The following is a 16430-nucleotide window of genomic DNA, read 5'->3' as shown; positions in this document are numbered from 1 at the left end:
GGCAAAGAGCCGCACAAGGGTGTGAACCCTGACGAAGTTGTGGCGATGGGTGCAGCGATCCAAGCCGGTGTTCTGCAAGGCGACGTGAAAGACGTTGTTCTGCTGGATGTGACACCTCTGTCCCTGGGTATCGAAACCCTGTGCGGTGTCTTCACCCGTCTGATCGACCGCAACACCACGATCCCAACCAAGAAGTCTCAGGTCTTCTCGACCGCCGAAGACAACCAGAACGCCGTGACGCTGCGTGTGTTCCAGGGTGAGCGTGAGATGGCCGCGGACAACAAGATCCTGGGTCAGTTCAACCTCGAGGATATCCCTCCGGCCCCACGCGGCATGCCACAGATCGAAGTGACTTTTGACATCGACGCAAACGGCATCGTCTCTGTTGGTGCGAAAGACAAGGGCACCGGCAAAGAACAGTCCATCACCATTCAGGCCTCTGGCGGTCTGTCTGATGAGGACATCGAAGCAATGGTGAAAGACGCTGAGGACAACGCCGAGGCGGATAAAGAGCGCAAAGAGCTGATCGAAGCGCGCAACCAAGCGGAAAGCCTGATCCATTCGACTGAAAAGTCCATGGAAGAGCACAACGACAAGGTTGACCCAACCACCATCGAAGCGATCGAACTGGCGATTGCCGCGTTGAAAGACGATCTGGAAGACGAGAAAGCCTCGGCTGAAAAGATCAAATCTGGCGTACAAAACGTCACCGAAGCTGCCATGAAGCTGGGCGAAGCCATCTATAAAGCGTCCCAAGACGCCGCAGAGGGTGCCGCAGAACCAGCGGATGCGGACATGGGCGCGGGCGATGATGACATCGTTGACGCGGACTTCGAAGATCTGGACGGCGACAAGCGCTAAGCGCCTGCTCAGACCCTGATGGACGGGCCGGTCCCAAAAGGATCGGCCCTTCTCATTCCGATACTGAGGAGCAACCTATGGCAAAACGCGACTTCTATGAGGTGCTTGACGTCAGCAAAGGGGCCTCTGCTGATGAAATCAAAAAGGCTTATCGCAAGAAGGCCAAAGAGTTTCACCCAGATCGCAACGCTGACAACGCCGAGGCAGCCGAAGCAAAGTTCAAAGAGGCCAACGAGGCCTATGAAGTTCTGAAGGACGCCGAGAAAAAGGCGGCCTATGACCGCTATGGTCATGCAGCCTTTGAGGGCGGCATGGGCGGCGGCGGTCGTGGCGGACATCCGGGCCAGGGTGACTTTGCAAGTGCCTTCTCGGACGTTTTTGACGACCTGTTTGGCGACTTTATGGGCGGCGGCGGTCGCGGTGGCGGACGCCAGCGCGCGGCACGTGGATCAGACCTGCGCTATAATCTGCGCGTGTCTTTGGAAGACGCTTATTCCGGCCTGCAGAAATCTATTCAGGTGCCTGCCTCGGTCAGCTGTGGGTCCTGTAATGGCACCGGCGCCGAAGGTGGTGCCGAGCCATCGACTTGTCCGACATGTTCGGGCATGGGGAAAGTGCGTGCCCAGCAGGGTTTCTTTACTGTCGAACGCACCTGTCCGACCTGTTCCGGTCTGGGCAAGATCATCCAGAACCCTTGTAAGGTCTGCGGTGGTGCGGGTCGTGTCGAGAAAGACCGGTCTTTGATGGTCAATATTCCGTCGGGCGTAGAAACTGGCACGCGCATCAGGCTGGCTGGCGAAGGCGAAGCTGGAATGCGGGGCGGCCCGAACGGTGATCTGTACATCTTTATCGATGTCGCCAAACACGAGATCTTTGAACGTGATGGCGTAAACCTGTTCTGCCGTGTGCCTGTGTCAATGGCGAGCGCCGCTTTAGGCGGCGACATCGAAGTTCCGACCATCGACGGCGGCCGCAGCCGTGTGAAAATCCCGGCGGGCAGCCAGTCTGGACGTCAAATGCGTCTGCGCTCCAAGGGGATGCCCGCGCTGCGCGGGGCCGGACAGGGCGACATGTTCATCGAGATTGCGGTGGAAACGCCGGTCAATCTGACCAGCCGCCAGAAGGAACTCTTGCGGGAATTCGAGAAAGAATCCGAGGAGAACAATCCTGAGAAGGACAGTTTCTTTAAGTCCGTCAAAGGGTTTTGGGACTCGATGAAAAGCTGATTATGCGGGGCCTGCGGGCCCCGTTTTCTTTTGGGGCTTTGCCCCTCGACCTGCGGTCTTCACCCCAGGATATTTTCTGCAAGAGAAAGAGCGGCGTTCACGTTTGTTTAACCGATTGCGGGCAGGTTTGCTCCACGATGTCCTCGCGCGGTTTTTCAGATGTGGCCTTGCCTTTGTTTCGGGGTGACGAAGCCAAACCAGCACCACTTCCCAGTGGACAGATGCCGTCGTATATCCGCGATCACCGCAAACGCCTGCGCGATCGGTTTATGACGGCCGGGGGGGCGGCACTGCCGGACTATGAATTGCTGGAGCTGGTGCTTTTTCGCGCCATCCCGCGCCAGGATGTCAAACCGCTGGCGCGCAGGCTGCTTGAGATCTTTGGCACCTACAACGGGGTTCTGTCAGCGCCTGCCGCGCGGCTCGCCGAGGTGAAAGGTGTTGGCGCGGTTGTCATCTGCGAGCTGAAGCTTGTTGAAGCGGCGGCGCATCGCCTTGCGCGCTCCAAGGTGATGCAACGACGTATTCTTAGCAGTTGGGATGTGTTGCTGGACTATTGTCAAACCACCATGGCGCATCGCGATATCGAGCAATTTCGCGTTCTGTTTCTGGACACCAAGAACACGCTGATTGCTGACGAAGAACAGGCGCGTGGCACGGTGAACCATGTGCCGGTTTACCCGCGCGAGGTGGTCAAACGGGCGTTGGAGCTGAACGCGACGGCCCTGATTTTGATCCACAACCATCCGTCTGGCGACCCGACACCCAGTCAGGCCGATATCGAGATCACGGAACAGATCCGGGAATCCTGTAAAGTTATGGGAATCAAGCTGCACGACCATCTGGTGATCGGTAAATCACGCGAGCTAAGCTTTAGGTCTGCGGGGTTGCTGTTTGGCTAGCGCACCCAGACTTCGACACGGCGATTGACGCGCCGGCCCCAAGCGGTGTCGTCACAAGCCACCGGAAGCGCTTCGCCATAGCCGGTGCTGGACAGGGTCACCTGGTTCAGATCGGCAGTTTCCAGGGCAGCCTTGACCGCCTCGAGCACTTTGTTAGCCCGCCGCAACGAGACCTGTAAGTTCGCGCTTGCGCCGCCGGACCCATCAGAGAACCCGACAAAGGTCAGGGTCTGCCCGTCAAACTCGCCGCGCTCCACACGCTGGGCCAAGAGGTCGACGTTGGACAGGGAATGAGCATCCAGTTCCGACACACCTGTGGTGAACCGAAATGTGGTTGTAAGCCGCCGCATTGGCGACAGCTCTGTCACCATCTTCTGCACGTCTTCGATGCTGACGGCATCGCCTGCCTGTCCGATTGCATTCACAAGACGTTCGCCCTGCGCCGCCATCGGGATTTCCTCGCTGTCCTGATCGACATAGCCCGCGCGCCGGATCACAACCTGTGCAGCATCGCTTTGCACGTAGCGCAGAAAGTCGCGCACTACTTTGGGCTGACGCAGGGCGGGGATATAGAGGTACATGGGGGCCGACAGCGGGTAGTCTTCGGTTTTGATCCCGCGCCGTGTGGCCGAAATTTCATGGCCGCAGCCGCCAGACAGTTTCATCGGCAGAGTGCTGCCCGTGCGTTCAAAGGCGGAAATCCCCAGTGCAAAGGGATCAAACTGAACCGACCGCACCAGATCGGTCAGATGCGGATAATAGAGCACTTTGGACGAAAACTTCAGATTTGCAGGCCCCATCAATTCATCTTCGATGGCTTGCAGCAATCCCGACCCGCGCGCTGGCAGGTGCAGGGAAATCGGGGCATCTGCACCACCCAATTCTTTCCAGTTCTGGATTTTGCCCGCAAAGACCTGCGCCAACTGCAGGGCCGACAATGAGGTCACTGGGTTGCTGATTTCAGTCACCGGGATCAACGCGCTCAGCGCCAACACGCGGCTGCGATTGTCGTGTCGCAGATCCCCCAGACCCGATTCTTCGGCGCGCGCGGCCTCTGGGTCTCGGATCTCGCGCAGTGCCATGGCAATATCTGCCTCATTGGCGATCAGGTCGGCAAAGCCTTCGTCGGTTGTCGTGGCATTGATCGCAAACCGCGCAATCGTGTCGCCGCTTTGCTGATTGTTCAGCTCATAGAGCACCAGGTTGTCGTTTGAGGCGTCGCGCAGGATCGAATAGCCGTTGCGCAAGGCAAAGGCCTCGACCAGTGCGGGCATAAGTACATCCGCCATGCTGCTTGCGCCGGACATCACCACTTCGGCCACATAGTTGGTCAGGCTTGGACAGGCCGGCCCCTCGCAGTTCACGCCGGTGCCATCGACGGTCAGAACGCCATAAATCGTGTCTATTCGGTAAAATTCGCCGTCAAATCCCAGCAATGTGCCCGAGATTTCCACGGCCCCATCCGGTGCGGTCAGCGTAATGTCCTGAGCTGCCGCAGCGAGAACCGATTGAAACAGACAAAGTGCGGCGAAAACCGCCGCACGCAGATGCCGCATTGTATACCCTTACTGACTAGCCTTTTTGGGCGAATGTCAGATCTTGAAGCAGATTTTGCAGCACGAGGAAATCACCGGATGCGCTGCAGCTCGGAATTTCTACGTTGAGTGTCTTTTTGATCGGCTCGCCACCGGGTTTCACCTGCAATGTCGTCGCAGAGATCGCGCGACCACAGTTCGCACCGTTCACTTCGGCCTCGACCGTAAGCTGTACGTCACCGGCTTCGGCGGCGTTGCTGGTGGGGAATGTATAGACGTCCGCCATCTTTGAAAGCTCGCTAAAGCCGTCGCCAAGGCGCATCAGAAAACCGCCACGGCCCCCGATAACCGCGGTCAGGTCGCGCTCGTTGCCAAACCAGACGTGGCCCTCTTCGCCATAAGTTGCGCCAAATTCCAACGCGTGGATCTGCAGGCCGGTTTCGCCAGTCCACTGCACCGCGACACGGTCATAGAACTGCAAAGATCCCACATCAGCGGTCGTCGAGGCCGCATACCCATTGGGGAACGCCACATCAAACCGTGCATCCATTTCCATGGCAGGAACAGAAATCTCCAGAACACCGTCGGCGTCCAGCACTTCAGTAAAGGTCAGGCCGGCGTGAGTGATCGTCACGCGGTCGCCCGGCAGACAGCTTGCGGTCACGCTCAGATTAACCATCGCGGCCACAGCGGGGGCGGCAGAAACATTGATGTCACATCCAAGAAGCGGCGCGGCCTCTTCTTTTGGCATCGGCGCCACAGGCACCTCGCCAGCGACGGTCAAAATAATCGGCTGTGCGGGCAGGCTTGCCTCGGCATAACGTTCGGCGGGCATTTCAGGCAGGGCATTTTCAGTCGCATCGCGTCCCAGAACCAGATCGGCATCCAATCCGGTATCAATCGATTTTGCGATCAATTTGCTGCGCGGTTGTTCGACGGCAGATGCCTCAAGCGGCGAGCCACTCTGCATCAAAAATCCGATGGCACCCGCTGTTGCGATGGTGAAGGCCACCAAGGCGACTTTGGTTGCGCTGTCTTTCTTGACCGAGAATTTCTTAAGCCGCTTAAGCTTATTAAGGCGCTTAAGTTTCTTTACATTGAATTTCATCGGGCCCACTCCTGACTCACAAAAACCCGAGTTTGTTTCTGCACAGGAAAAAGGGCGCGAAAGTGGCGCCCTTTGGGAGATTTTTGGAAACTTTAGAAAATCAGGTCAGGAATAGCTGCCGTGACAGTGTTTGAATTTCTTGCCTGATCCACAAGGACACGCATCATTGCGCCCCGGGTTGCCCCAGGTGGATGGGTCATCTTCGTCAAAGCCTTCGACCAGCGGAACGTAGTCGTTCTTTGGTGCTTCGCCGCCTGGCTGCGCTTTCGAGATTGCCTCTTGCTGCGCCTGAATCTGCGCGATCATCTGGCGCTGTTCTTCTTCGGTCAGAGGACGGATTTTCCCGAGGTTTTTGGTGACTTCCTCACGCAATCCTTCCAGCAGGCTTTCAAACAACTGGAACGCTTCTGTCTTGTATTCGTTCAGCGGATCGCGCTGCGCGTAGCCACGGAACCCGACAACCGACCGCAGGTGTTCGAGCGTCAGCAGGTGCTCGCGCCATTTGCTGTCGATGGTCTGCAAAAGCAGTTGTTTCTCGATGTTGCGCATCTGCTCGGGGCCAAATTGCACGGCCTTTTGCGCCATGAACTCGTCGGCCGCCTTTTCCAGACGCTCCTGAATGTCTTCGTCATCCACGCCTTCTTCAGCGGCCCATTCCACGACGGGCGCATCGATGCCAATGTTTTCTTGAACCGAGGCCTTCAGACCCTCGGTGTCCCATTGTTCAGCATAGGATTTCGGAGGCATGTGCACGTCGATCAAGTCGGCGATCACCTCGTGGCGCATGTCCTGTACGATATCGGAAAGATCCTCGGCTTCCATGATCTCGCGGCGTTGGCCAAAGATCACTTTACGCTGATCGTTCATGACGTCGTCAAATTTCAGCAGCTGTTTACGAATGTCAAAGTTGCGCCCCTCGACTTTCGCTTGCGCGCGTTCAAGGGATTTGTTCACCCAAGGGTGCACAATCGCTTCGCCCTCCTGCATGCCAAGGGTCGACAGAACCTTGTCCAAACGGTCCGAGCCGAAAATACGCATCAGATCGTCTTCGAGCGACAGGAAGAACGCAGACCGACCCGGATCCCCCTGACGGCCAGACCGACCGCGAAGCTGGTTATCGATACGGCGGCTTTCGTGACGTTCGGTGGCCAGAACAAACAGACCGCCAGCATCTTTCACCGCATTTTCGTCGGCTTGATGCGCGTCTTCGATCTTGGCGCGGATTTCATCAGGGTTCGCCTCGGGATCCGCGGCAATCGCTTCCATGATCTTAAACTCGACGTTGCCGCCCAATTTGATGTCCGTACCACGACCCGCCATGTTGGTGGCGATGGTCACGGCACCCAGTTTGCCCGCATCCGCAACAATCTGTGCTTCTTGTTCGTGCTGACGCGCGTTCAGAACGTTGTGCTGCAGACCGGCCTCGGTCAGCAGCTGGCTGAGGTATTCGGACTTTTCAATCGAGGTGGTGCCGACGAGGGTTGGCTGGCCCTTTTCGCTGGCTTCCTTGATGGTCGTAACGATGGCGTCGTATTTCTCTTTGGCCGTACGATAGACCGCATCGTCATCGTCCTGCCGCGCGATCGGACGGTTGGTCGGCACTTCGACCACACCCAGACCATAGATCTCTTGGAATTCTTCGGCCTCGGTCAACGCCGTGCCGGTCATGCCGCCCAGCTTGTCATACAGGCGGAAGTAGTTCTGGAAGGTCACCTGCGCCAGCGTCACGTTTTCTGGCTTGATGGACACGCCTTCTTTCGCCTCGATCGCCTGATGCAGACCTTCAGACAGGCGACGGCCTGCCATCATACGGCCGGTAAATTCGTCGATCAGAACAACTTCGTCACCGCGCACGATATAGTCTTTGTCGCGCGTGAACAGCTTATGCGCCCGCAGGCCTTGGTTCACGTGGTGCACGATCGTGGTGCTTTCTGGATCATAAAGCGACTGACCCTCGGGCAGAATGCCTGCCTCAAGCAGCTTGGCTTCCAGCCAGTCATTGCCGTCATCCGTAAAGGACACCGCACGCGTCTTTTCGTCCAGCGTGTAATGTTCCTCGCCAATGTCAGGAATGATCTGATCCACCGCCATATACATGTCGGTCCGGTCAGCCGCTGGGCCCGAGATAATCAGCGGGGTCCGCGCTTCGTCGATCAGGATCGAGTCAACTTCGTCCACGATGGCAAAATAGTGGTTGCGCTGAAAAATCTGAGACAGCTCGGATTTCATATTGTCGCGCAAATAGTCAAAACCCAGCTCATTGTTGGTCGCATAGGTGACGTCACAGCCATAGGCTGCTTTCTTTTCGTCATCTGGCTGCTGTGGATAGACAACACCAGTTGTCAGCCCCAAGGCCCCATAGACCTTGCTCATCCATTCCGCGTCCCGCTTGGCGAGGTAATCGTTCACGGTGACAATATGCACGCCCTTGCCGGTCAACGCGTTCAGATAGGCCGGGAATGTCGCCACGAGGGTCTTACCTTCGCCGGTTTTCATCTCGGAGATATTGCCTTCGTGCAGGAACATCCCGCCCATCAGCTGAGTGTCAAAGGCACGCAGACCCAAGGCGCGTTTGGCCGCTTCGCGACAGTTGGCAAAAGCCTCTGGCAACAGCGCATCAAGGCTTTCGCCGCCTTCCAGACGCGATTTGAACTCGGTGGTTTTTTCGATCAACCCATCATCGCTCAATGCCTCAAATTCAGGCTCCAGAGCATTGATCTTTTCGACGATGGTTTTGGTCGCCTTGATCTTTCGGTCGTTCGGCGTTCCGAAGACCATTTTAGACAATTTTCCAAAACCCAACATGCGAATGTGTCCTTCGTTGACAAAATCTTTAGCCGCTTGTGCTTGCTCGTTCTGGTGCCTGCTCATACAAACAGGGCAAAGGACTCGTGCATCGGCCTCAAAGCGATGTAAGGGCCAATATATACAGTGTCAACGCCGCCCCCCTCTGCGGCCCGAACCAAGGACGTTCCGATGTCAAAAACACTCAAAGCTCTGCGCATTTCTGCGGCATCTGTTTTCCTTGCTGCACCTGTGTTTGCTCAGGAAACGCCGACAGCAGAAACAGTAGTGGCAACGGTCAATAACACCGAGATCACATTGGGTCACATGATTGCGGTGCGGGAATCTTTGCCGCAGCAATACCAATCGCTGCAGCCATCTGTACTGTTCAGCGGCATTCTGGATCAGATCATCCAGCAAACCTTGCTGGCGCAGACCATTGGCGATGACATCCCGACACGCGCGGCCAAGACGCTCGAAGTACAACGCACCGCCATTTTGGCAGACGTCGCCGTGGATTCCGTGATCGCAGGCCGCGTTGACGACGCTGCCCTGCAAGCTGCCTATGACGCCAAATACGGAAACTTTGTTGGCACACCAGAGTTTGATGCAAGCCATATCCTCGTGGAAACACAGGAAGAAGCACAGGCCATCGCGACAGAAATCCGCGCTGGCGCCGATTTCGCAGAAACCGCGATCGCCAAGTCCACTGGTCCGTCAGGCCCACGCGGCGGCGCCTTGGGCTGGTTTGGTCCGGGCCAGATGGTGCCCCAGTTCGAAGCCGCAGTCGCTGCGCTGAACGTTGGGGAAGTATCTGACCCTGTTGAAACGCAGTTCGGCTGGCACGTCATCATCCTGAACGACAAGCGCACCCAAGAAGCGCCGACGCTTGAGCAAGTTAGGCAGGAAATTCAGATCGACGCAGAAAATGCGGCAGCATCGGCCTATGTGGCGGAGCTGCGCGACGTCAGCGTGATCGACGAATCCGCAGCCGAGGCTCTTGATCCGAACGTGATCGCGCAATTCGACTTGCTGGACGACTAACTTGGGCCAGATCACCGACGTTTCCCCCCTCGCCCCCGAGGGCTTTCCCGACCTGCCAGTCATCGACGGCGTGCGGTTTGCTGCCGTCGAAGCGGGCGTAAAATACCAGGGCCGCAAGGATGTCACACTGATCGAGCTGTCCCCGGGCAGTTCGGTGGCCGGCGTGTTCACCAAGTCAGCGACCCGATCTGCAAACGTGCTGGATTGTCAGGCCAAGGTCGGTCTGGACAACGACGCGGGGGCTGCGTTCATCATCAACTCTGGCAACTCTAACGCCTTCACAGGGCGCGCGGGCGAAGGCTCTGTCGCGGCGATCTGCGAGGCGGTCGCAAAGGTCACGGGCCTACCTGAAACGCGCATCTTTACCTCGTCCACCGGCGTCATTGGCGAGAGACTGCCGCACGACCGCATCACGGCAAAAATCGACGAACTGGTGGCCGGACTGTCGCCAGAGTCCATCGAAGACGCGGCGCACGGTATCATGACGACCGACACCTATGCCAAGGGTGCGGGCACAACGGTCATGATCGAGGGCAAACCTGTGAAAATCGCAGGCATTGCCAAAGGGTCTGGCATGATCGCGCCCGACATGGCGACGATGCTGGTCTATATTTTCACCGACGCACAGGTAGAGCGCAGCCTGCTGCAAAAAATCCTGTCTGACCTGACCGACGTGACCTTTAACGCGATCACGGTCGACAGCGACACCTCGACATCCGACACGCTTTTGCTGGGCGCAACCGGTGCCTCTGGCGTTCAGATCACCGACGCAGACGGCCCCTTTGCGACAGCACTTCACGACGTCATGCGAGAGCTGTCCCATCTGGTCGTACGCGACGGCGAAGGTGCCACGAAATTCGTGGAAGTTGCGGTGACAGGCGCGGCCAGTGATGCAGACGCCCGAACCCATGCCATGGCGATCGCGAATTCGCCTTTGGTAAAAACGGCTATCGCGGGCGAAGATCCGAACTGGGGCCGAATCGTCATGGCCATCGGAAAATCCGGAGCCGCCGCCGATCGCGACCTACTCAGCATCCATTTCGGCGATGTTCTGGTTGCGGAAAAAGGCTGGGTTGCCGAGAGCTATTCCGAAGAGGCAGGCGCGGCCTATATGAAGGCCCAGAACCTCGTGATCCGGGTGGATCTGGGCTTGGGCGACGGGGCTGCAAAGGTCTGGACCTGTGATTTGACCCACGGCTATATCACCATCAACGCGGACTATCGTTCATGAAGTCAGTTCTAGTATCGGCCGTCTGCCTTATTGACCGCGACGGGCGGGTTCTGTTGGCGCAGCGTCCCGAAGGAAAATCCATGGCGGGCCTTTGGGAATTCCCGGGCGGCAAGGTCGAAGAGGGCGAAACGCCTGAGGTCGCCCTGATCCGCGAGCTTGACGAAGAGCTGGGGATCAACACCTGGGAAAGCTGTCTGGCGCCGCTGACCTTTGCGTCTCATACCTACGAGAAGTTTCACCTCCTGATGCCCCTATTTGCCTGCCGCAAATGGGAAGGCACGCCGGTCGCGCGCGAAGGTCAGGTGTTGAAATGGGTCTATCCCAAGGATTTCCGAGATTACCCAATGCCGCCTGCGGATATCCCTCTGATTCCGATGATAAGGGACTGGGTGTAGAAATTCGGCCTCAAGCTACGTCTGTTGGCTGTTTATGATTCGAGATAGCGTTTTTCTATTCGCCACCAAATCCACCCAGCGCAGAACCCAGCCCATGCGCCCGCGCCTAACATTTCACTCCAGAGCAGAGTATTTTCAGAGTTTCCTGTCGCAAACATGACTATTGTGGCGATTACAACACCCGCGACCAATCCAGTCAAAAGTGCGATCGGCCTTGGTTGCTCAAACCTTTGTCCAAGCCAATCACGCAGCAATAGACCAATCGGCACGATGACCATAGCCGCAGGGAGGATTGCGATTTGTCCGAAGGCCCATAGTAAGGTGGCGTCAGCCACACTCAACAGGCCCGAACTTCGCACTGAAAGAGTTGCAAGCGCAATCCAAGCACCAAATTCCACTGCAATGAAACAGGCGACGAGGGATAATCCAATTCTTGTGGGCCGTTTAGTCATAACAGCAAAAAATCAAAGCAGTTTCAAAAAGCTAACGGGCTTCCAATACTCAATCAACACAAAAAAACGCCGCCCTCATCAGGCGGCGCTTTCATTTCCAAATCTGATCCAGACCTTTAGTCCAGTACACGCGCCACTTCTTCGCGTTCAAAGATCTCGATCACATCGCCTGCGCGGACGTCATCATAGTTCTCAAACGCCATGCCGCATTCCTGACCGGACTGCACTTCGGCAACTTCGTCCTTGAAGCGTTTCAGCGTCTTCAGTGTGCCTTCGTGGATCACAACGTTGTCGCGCAGCAGGCGCACGCCAGCAGAACGACGCGCCACACCTTCGGTGACCAGACAGCCGGCAACCTTGCCAACGTTGGACACTTTGAAGACGTCTTTGATCTGCGCGTAGCCAATGAAGGTCTCTTTGATCTCGGCAGACAGCAGGCCAGAGGCCGCGGCTTTGACGTCATCCACGAGGTCGTAGATCACAGAGTAATAACGGATCTCGACGCCCTTCTGGTTGGCCGTGTTACGTGCCGAAGTATTGGCACGGACGTTAAAGCCCATGACCGGCGCGCCGGAGGCCTCGGCCAGACCGATATCGGTTTCCGTAATCGCACCAACGCCAGAGTGCAGTACCCGCACGCGAACTTCGTTGTTGCCGATTTTCTCCATCGCCTGAACGATCGCTTCGGCAGAACCCTGAACGTCAGCTTTGACCAGGATCGGCAGTTCAGAGACGTTTTCGTCCTCTTTCGCCTTCTGCATCAGCTGTTCAAGTGTGGTCGCCGCACCGGCCGCTGCGCGTTTGTCTTTCGCAGCTTGCTCACGGTAGGCCGCGATTTCACGCGCCTGCGCTTCGGTTTCGGTCACGTTCAGAACGTCGCCTGCTTCGGGTGTACCGTTCAGACCAAGCACCTCAACCGGCACCGATGGGCCAGCTTCTTTGACGCGCTCGCCTTTGTCGTTGATCAGCGCACGGACCTTACCGTACTGCTCGCCCACAACAAAGATATCGCCTTGGCGCAGCGTGCCTTTCTGAACCAGAACAGTCGCAACAGGGCCACGGCCCACGTCCAACTGGGCCTCGATGACGGCGCCTTGCGCGGCACGATCAGGGTTGGCCTTCAGTTCAAGAATTTCCGACTGCAGAGCAATCGCTTCAAGCAGTTCGTCCAGACCCTGACCCGTGTGGGCCGAGACTTCGACGTCCTGTACTTCGCCTGACATGGCTTCCACGATGACTTCGTGCTGCAGCAGTTCAGAGCGCACTTTCATCGGATCAGCAGCTTCTTTGTCGATCTTGTTGATCGCCACGATCATCGGCACTTCGGCCGCTTTCGCGTGGTTGATCGCTTCGATCGTCTGCGGCATCACAGAGTCATCCGCCGCAACAACCAGAACAACAATATCCGTCACCTGCGCACCGCGTGAGCGCATCGACGTAAACGCCGCGTGGCCCGGAGTGTCGAGGAACGACAGAACCGTGCCGCTGTCTGTGGTGACCTGATAAGCACCGATGTGCTGGGTAATGCCACCGGCCTCGCCCGCAACAACCTTGGCGTCGCGGATCGCGTCCAGCAACGAGGTTTTACCGTGGTCAACGTGGCCCATGATGGTGATGACCGGAGGACGGGCCTGCAGGTCGTCATCGGAATCTTCGACATCCGAGATCACGTCTTCGACGTCAGAGTCAGATACGCGCACAACCTTGTGGCCAAACTCTTCAATGATCAGCTCGGCGGTGTCGGCGTCGATTGTTTGGTTTTGCGTCACCATCATGCCCATTTTCATGAGCTCTTTCACGACGTCCGCGACACGTTCCGCCATGCGGTTTGCCAGCTCAGACACCACGATGGCTTCTGGCAACTGAACGTCACGAATAACCTTTTCGCGCTCGACAGATCCGCCCATCGCCTTTTGACGTGCACGGTCCTGCTTCCGCTTCATCGACGCCAGAGACTTCTGACGGCCACCTTCGCCACCGGTGGCTTGGGATAGGGTCAGCTTGCCAGAGCGACGGCCTTCGTTACGACCACCGCGGCCGCGGTTTTCGCGCTCACGGTCCGCTTTGCGCGGTGTCGGTGAAGGTGCCGGACGGCTGGACAGATCACGCTTTGGACCGGCTTCTTTAGCAGGCGCAGATTTCGCCGCGGCCGCTTCGGCAGCAGCGCGCTTGGCGGCTTCTTCGGCGTCTTTGCGTTTCTGTTCCTCGGCTTCGGCTTTGGCCTTTGCACGTGCTTCCGCTTCGCGTTGCTCGCGCTCTTTGGCTTCGGCTTCGGCGCGGCGACGATTGCGTTCTTCCTCGCGTGCCTTTTCTTCGGCAGCGCGGCGTTCCGCTTCTTCGCTTTCCCGAGCTTTCGCAGCCTGAAGCGCTTTCAGGCGACGTGCCATTTCCGCATCAGAGATGCCAGCCGGACGTTTGGAAGGATCACCACCCACAGCACCGCCACCCGAAGGCTTGGCCGCACCCGGCTTGGGCACCACAACGCGCTTGCGTTTGGTTTCCACCACGACGTTCTTGGTGCGCCCGTGGCTAAAGCTTTGCTTTACGTTGCCAGGACGCGCGCCGCGCAGACCCAATGTCTTTTTACCGTCGTTATCGCTCATGTAGCTTTCTGTTCCTTCCGGGCGGCCCCTGCCGCCGTATTTTTCCGTACGCCCTTTAGTCGTTGGGCTTCCTCTACAACACGTTGCGTGAGTCCACCAGACGCAAGCGCACTATGAATCACAGTTTGTCGCCCAAATGCTGCCCCCAGCTCTTCGGTTGTGAGCCAACCGATATACGAACCAAAGTGCGGCGTGCTGAGTTTTGACTTGCCCCGGCCCGATCCATCAGACGCCTGAATCAACACTTCCGCGTATTCTTTGGACAGCCAGTCTTTCACTTTTTCATAGCCAGCGACCGCTGCACCGGACTTGCGTGCAAGGCTGATCAACTCGACCACACGTCGCGCAATCTGGCTTTCGACTTCGTCTGCCAGACCGTCAGGCACCAAGACCTGCTGTTTCGCAGCGCGCGCGAACGCGCCCTTTTTGCCTGCTTTTTCAAGCGCAGCCCGCTCAGCCGAGACATAGATCCCGCGGCCGGGCAATTTGCCCAGGATATCCGGAACAACCTGATTGTCAGGGCCCACAACGAAACGGATCAACCCATACTTAGGGTGCACCTCGCCCGTTGCAATGCACTTGCGTTCAGGACCGTCGCTCCGGTCTTTGGTTCGCCCGCCGCGCCCCATCTGTCAGCCTCTCGAGGCCTGAGATCAGGCCTCGGCCTCCTCGGAAGCGTCGCCTTCGGCGGTTTCTTCGGCATCGTCCTCAGACGCCAGCAATTCATCAGGATCAACCCAACCCAGCATCACGCGAGCGGTCATGATCATATCCTGTGCTTCCTCCAAAGTGATTCCAAAAGGCTCCAGGCTGCCGTCGTCTTTGGTGCGCTCGCCGTCGACTGTGGTCCAGCCACCGGCCAGTTCCCAGTCCGCACAAGTCGCGAAGTCTTCCAAAGATTTCACGTCGTCCTTGGCCAGCGCCTCTACCATTTGGGCAGTCAGACCTTCAAATTCAATAAGGCTGTCTTCTGCGCCCAGCGCACGAGCCGCTTCCAGAGCTGCGGCTGCCGCTGCTTCCAGATACTCGCGGGCACGAGTTTGCAGTTCGTTGGCTGTGCCTTCGTCAACACCATCGATAACCAGCAACTCGTCGATTTCGACATAGCCAACTTCTTCGAGGTTGGTGAAGCCTTCGGACACCAGCAGCTGGGCGAAGAATTCGTCGATATCCAACGCTTGCTGGAACAAGGAAGTGCGTGCTTCGAATTCTTTCTGACGACGCGCGGATTCTTCGGCCTCGGTCATGATGTCGATATCAAGGTTGGTCAACTGAGACGCCAGACGCACGTTCTGACCACGGCGACCGATCGCCAGAGACAGCTGCTCTTCTGGAACAACAACTTCGATTTTGCCGGCTTCTTCGTCCAGAACAACCTTGGTCACTTCCGCAGGCTGCAGCGCGTTCACAAGGAAGGTTGGCTGATCTTCATTCCAAGGAATGATGTCGATCTTTTCACCCTGAAGCTCGTTCACAACCGCCTGTACGCGTGATCCGCGCATACCAACACAGGCGCCGACTGGATCGATGGATCCGTCATAAGAAATCACGGCAATCTTTGCACGCGATCCGGGATCGCGAGACACGGCTTTGATCTCGATGATGCCGTCATAGATTTCTGGCACTTCCATCTTGAACAGCTCGGCCATGAATTCTGGCGCTGTCCGGCTGAGGAAGATCTGTGGACCACGAGTCTCGCGGCGCACATCTTTGACATAGCAGCGGATACGATCATTCGGGCGATAGCTTTCGCGGCCGATTTTTTCGTTGCGACGCAGGATCGCTTCGCCATAGCCCGCAAGGTCAACAATCACATTGCCGTATTCTTCGCGTTTGACCTGACCGTTGATGATGGTGCCAGCCTTGTCCTTGAAGGCTTCGTACTGACGATCACGCTCGGCTTCGCGCACTTTCTGCAGGATAACCTGTTTGGCGGATTGCGCCGCGATACGGCCCAACTCGACCGGCGGGATTTCTTCGACATAGGTGTCGCCGACTTCCGGGTTTTCCAGATACTGTTTGGCCTGCTCTACAGTGAACTCAGACTGGTAGTTTTCCAGCTCTTCCTCTTCAACAACGGTGCGCACACGTGTGAAGGTGGCCTTGCCGGTGCGACGGTCAATGGACACACGAATGTCCATTTCCGCGCCATAGCGGGACTTGGCCGCACGCGCCAGAGACTCTTCCATCGCTTCGACGACCAGACCTGGGTCGATCATCTTTTCGCGGGCCACGGCCTCGGCGGTTTGCAAAAGCTCCAGCTGGTTTGCAGAAGTAATTGCCATCGTA

12 protein-coding genes are annotated in these 16430 nt (G+C 57.4%); 6 read left to right on the top strand and 6 right to left on the bottom strand.

Going from position 1 to position 16430, the window contains the following annotated elements:
• From ACEQWH_RS13770 to radC, 3 genes are all read left to right on the top strand, one after another.
• On the top strand, positions 1–861 hold an 861-nt coding region (locus tag ACEQWH_RS13770), incomplete at its 5' end, for an Hsp70 family protein (protein ID WP_370231764.1).
• Between the two features lie 77 nt (positions 862–938).
• Entirely contained in the window at positions 939–2087 is a 1149-nt protein-coding gene (dnaJ, locus tag ACEQWH_RS13765; RefSeq protein ID WP_370231763.1) for a molecular chaperone DnaJ, read from the top strand.
• 137 nt (positions 2088–2224) lie between these two features.
• Complete coding sequence (gene radC / locus ACEQWH_RS13760; RefSeq protein WP_370231761.1) at positions 2225–2989, top strand: DNA repair protein RadC; 765 nt, start codon at positions 2225–2227, stop codon at positions 2987–2989.
• On the opposite strand, the gene ACEQWH_RS13755 is transcribed toward radC, so the two are convergent.
• From ACEQWH_RS13755 to secA, 3 genes are all read right to left on the bottom strand, one after another.
• On the bottom strand, positions 2986–4545 hold the full coding sequence (locus ACEQWH_RS13755; protein WP_370231759.1) for a phosphate ABC transporter substrate-binding/OmpA family protein: 1560 nt from the start codon (positions 4543–4545) through the stop codon (positions 2986–2988). The genes radC and ACEQWH_RS13755 overlap by 4 nt on opposite strands.
• Positions 4546–4561: 16 nt before the next feature.
• Positions 4562–5632: a translocase gene (locus ACEQWH_RS13750; protein WP_370231757.1), complete on the bottom strand. Its 1071-nt coding sequence runs from the start codon at positions 5630–5632 to the stop codon at positions 4562–4564.
• A 105-nt stretch (positions 5633–5737) separates the two neighbouring features.
• Complete coding sequence (gene secA / locus ACEQWH_RS13745) at positions 5738–8437, bottom strand: preprotein translocase subunit SecA (RefSeq protein ID WP_370231755.1); 2700 nt, start codon at positions 8435–8437, stop codon at positions 5738–5740.
• 171 nt (positions 8438–8608) lie between these two features.
• On the opposite strand from secA, the gene ACEQWH_RS13740 reads away from it, so the two are divergent.
• The 3 genes from ACEQWH_RS13740 to ACEQWH_RS13730 are packed head-to-tail and all read left to right on the top strand — an operon-like array spanning position 8609 to position 11086.
• Complete coding sequence (locus tag ACEQWH_RS13740) at positions 8609–9460, top strand: peptidylprolyl isomerase (protein WP_370231753.1); 852 nt, start codon at positions 8609–8611, stop codon at positions 9458–9460.
• A 1-nt stretch (position 9461) separates the two neighbouring features.
• Positions 9462–10691: a bifunctional glutamate N-acetyltransferase/amino-acid acetyltransferase ArgJ gene (gene argJ, locus ACEQWH_RS13735; protein WP_370231751.1), complete on the top strand. Its 1230-nt coding sequence runs from the start codon at positions 9462–9464 to the stop codon at positions 10689–10691.
• Entirely contained in the window at positions 10688–11086 is a 399-nt protein-coding gene (locus ACEQWH_RS13730) for a (deoxy)nucleoside triphosphate pyrophosphohydrolase (protein WP_370231749.1), read from the top strand. Before argJ ends, ACEQWH_RS13730 begins: the two co-directional genes overlap by 4 nt.
• A 568-nt stretch (positions 11087–11654) precedes the next feature.
• Here ACEQWH_RS13730 and infB read toward each other — a convergent pair.
• The 3 genes from infB to nusA are packed head-to-tail and all read right to left on the bottom strand — an operon-like array spanning position 11655 to position 16426.
• Positions 11655–14141: a translation initiation factor IF-2 gene (gene infB, locus ACEQWH_RS13725; RefSeq protein WP_370231747.1), complete on the bottom strand. Its 2487-nt coding sequence runs from the start codon at positions 14139–14141 to the stop codon at positions 11655–11657.
• Positions 14138–14770: an RNA-binding protein gene (locus ACEQWH_RS13720; RefSeq protein ID WP_370231746.1), complete on the bottom strand. Its 633-nt coding sequence runs from the start codon at positions 14768–14770 to the stop codon at positions 14138–14140. The genes infB and ACEQWH_RS13720 overlap by 4 nt, the downstream gene beginning before the upstream one ends.
• Positions 14771–14794: 24 nt before the next feature.
• Positions 14795–16426, bottom strand: coding sequence for a transcription termination factor NusA (nusA, locus tag ACEQWH_RS13715; RefSeq protein WP_370231744.1), 1632 nt, complete (start codon positions 16424–16426; stop codon positions 14795–14797).
• Positions 16427–16430: the final 4 nt, after the last annotated feature.

The sequence above is a fragment of the Cognatishimia sp. genome (genome assembly GCF_964229375.1).
GTDB lineage: Bacteria > Pseudomonadota > Alphaproteobacteria > Rhodobacterales > Rhodobacteraceae > Cognatishimia.
The sequence above is the reverse complement of the archived record's forward strand: the minus strand, read 5'-3'. Positions and strand labels throughout refer to the sequence as shown.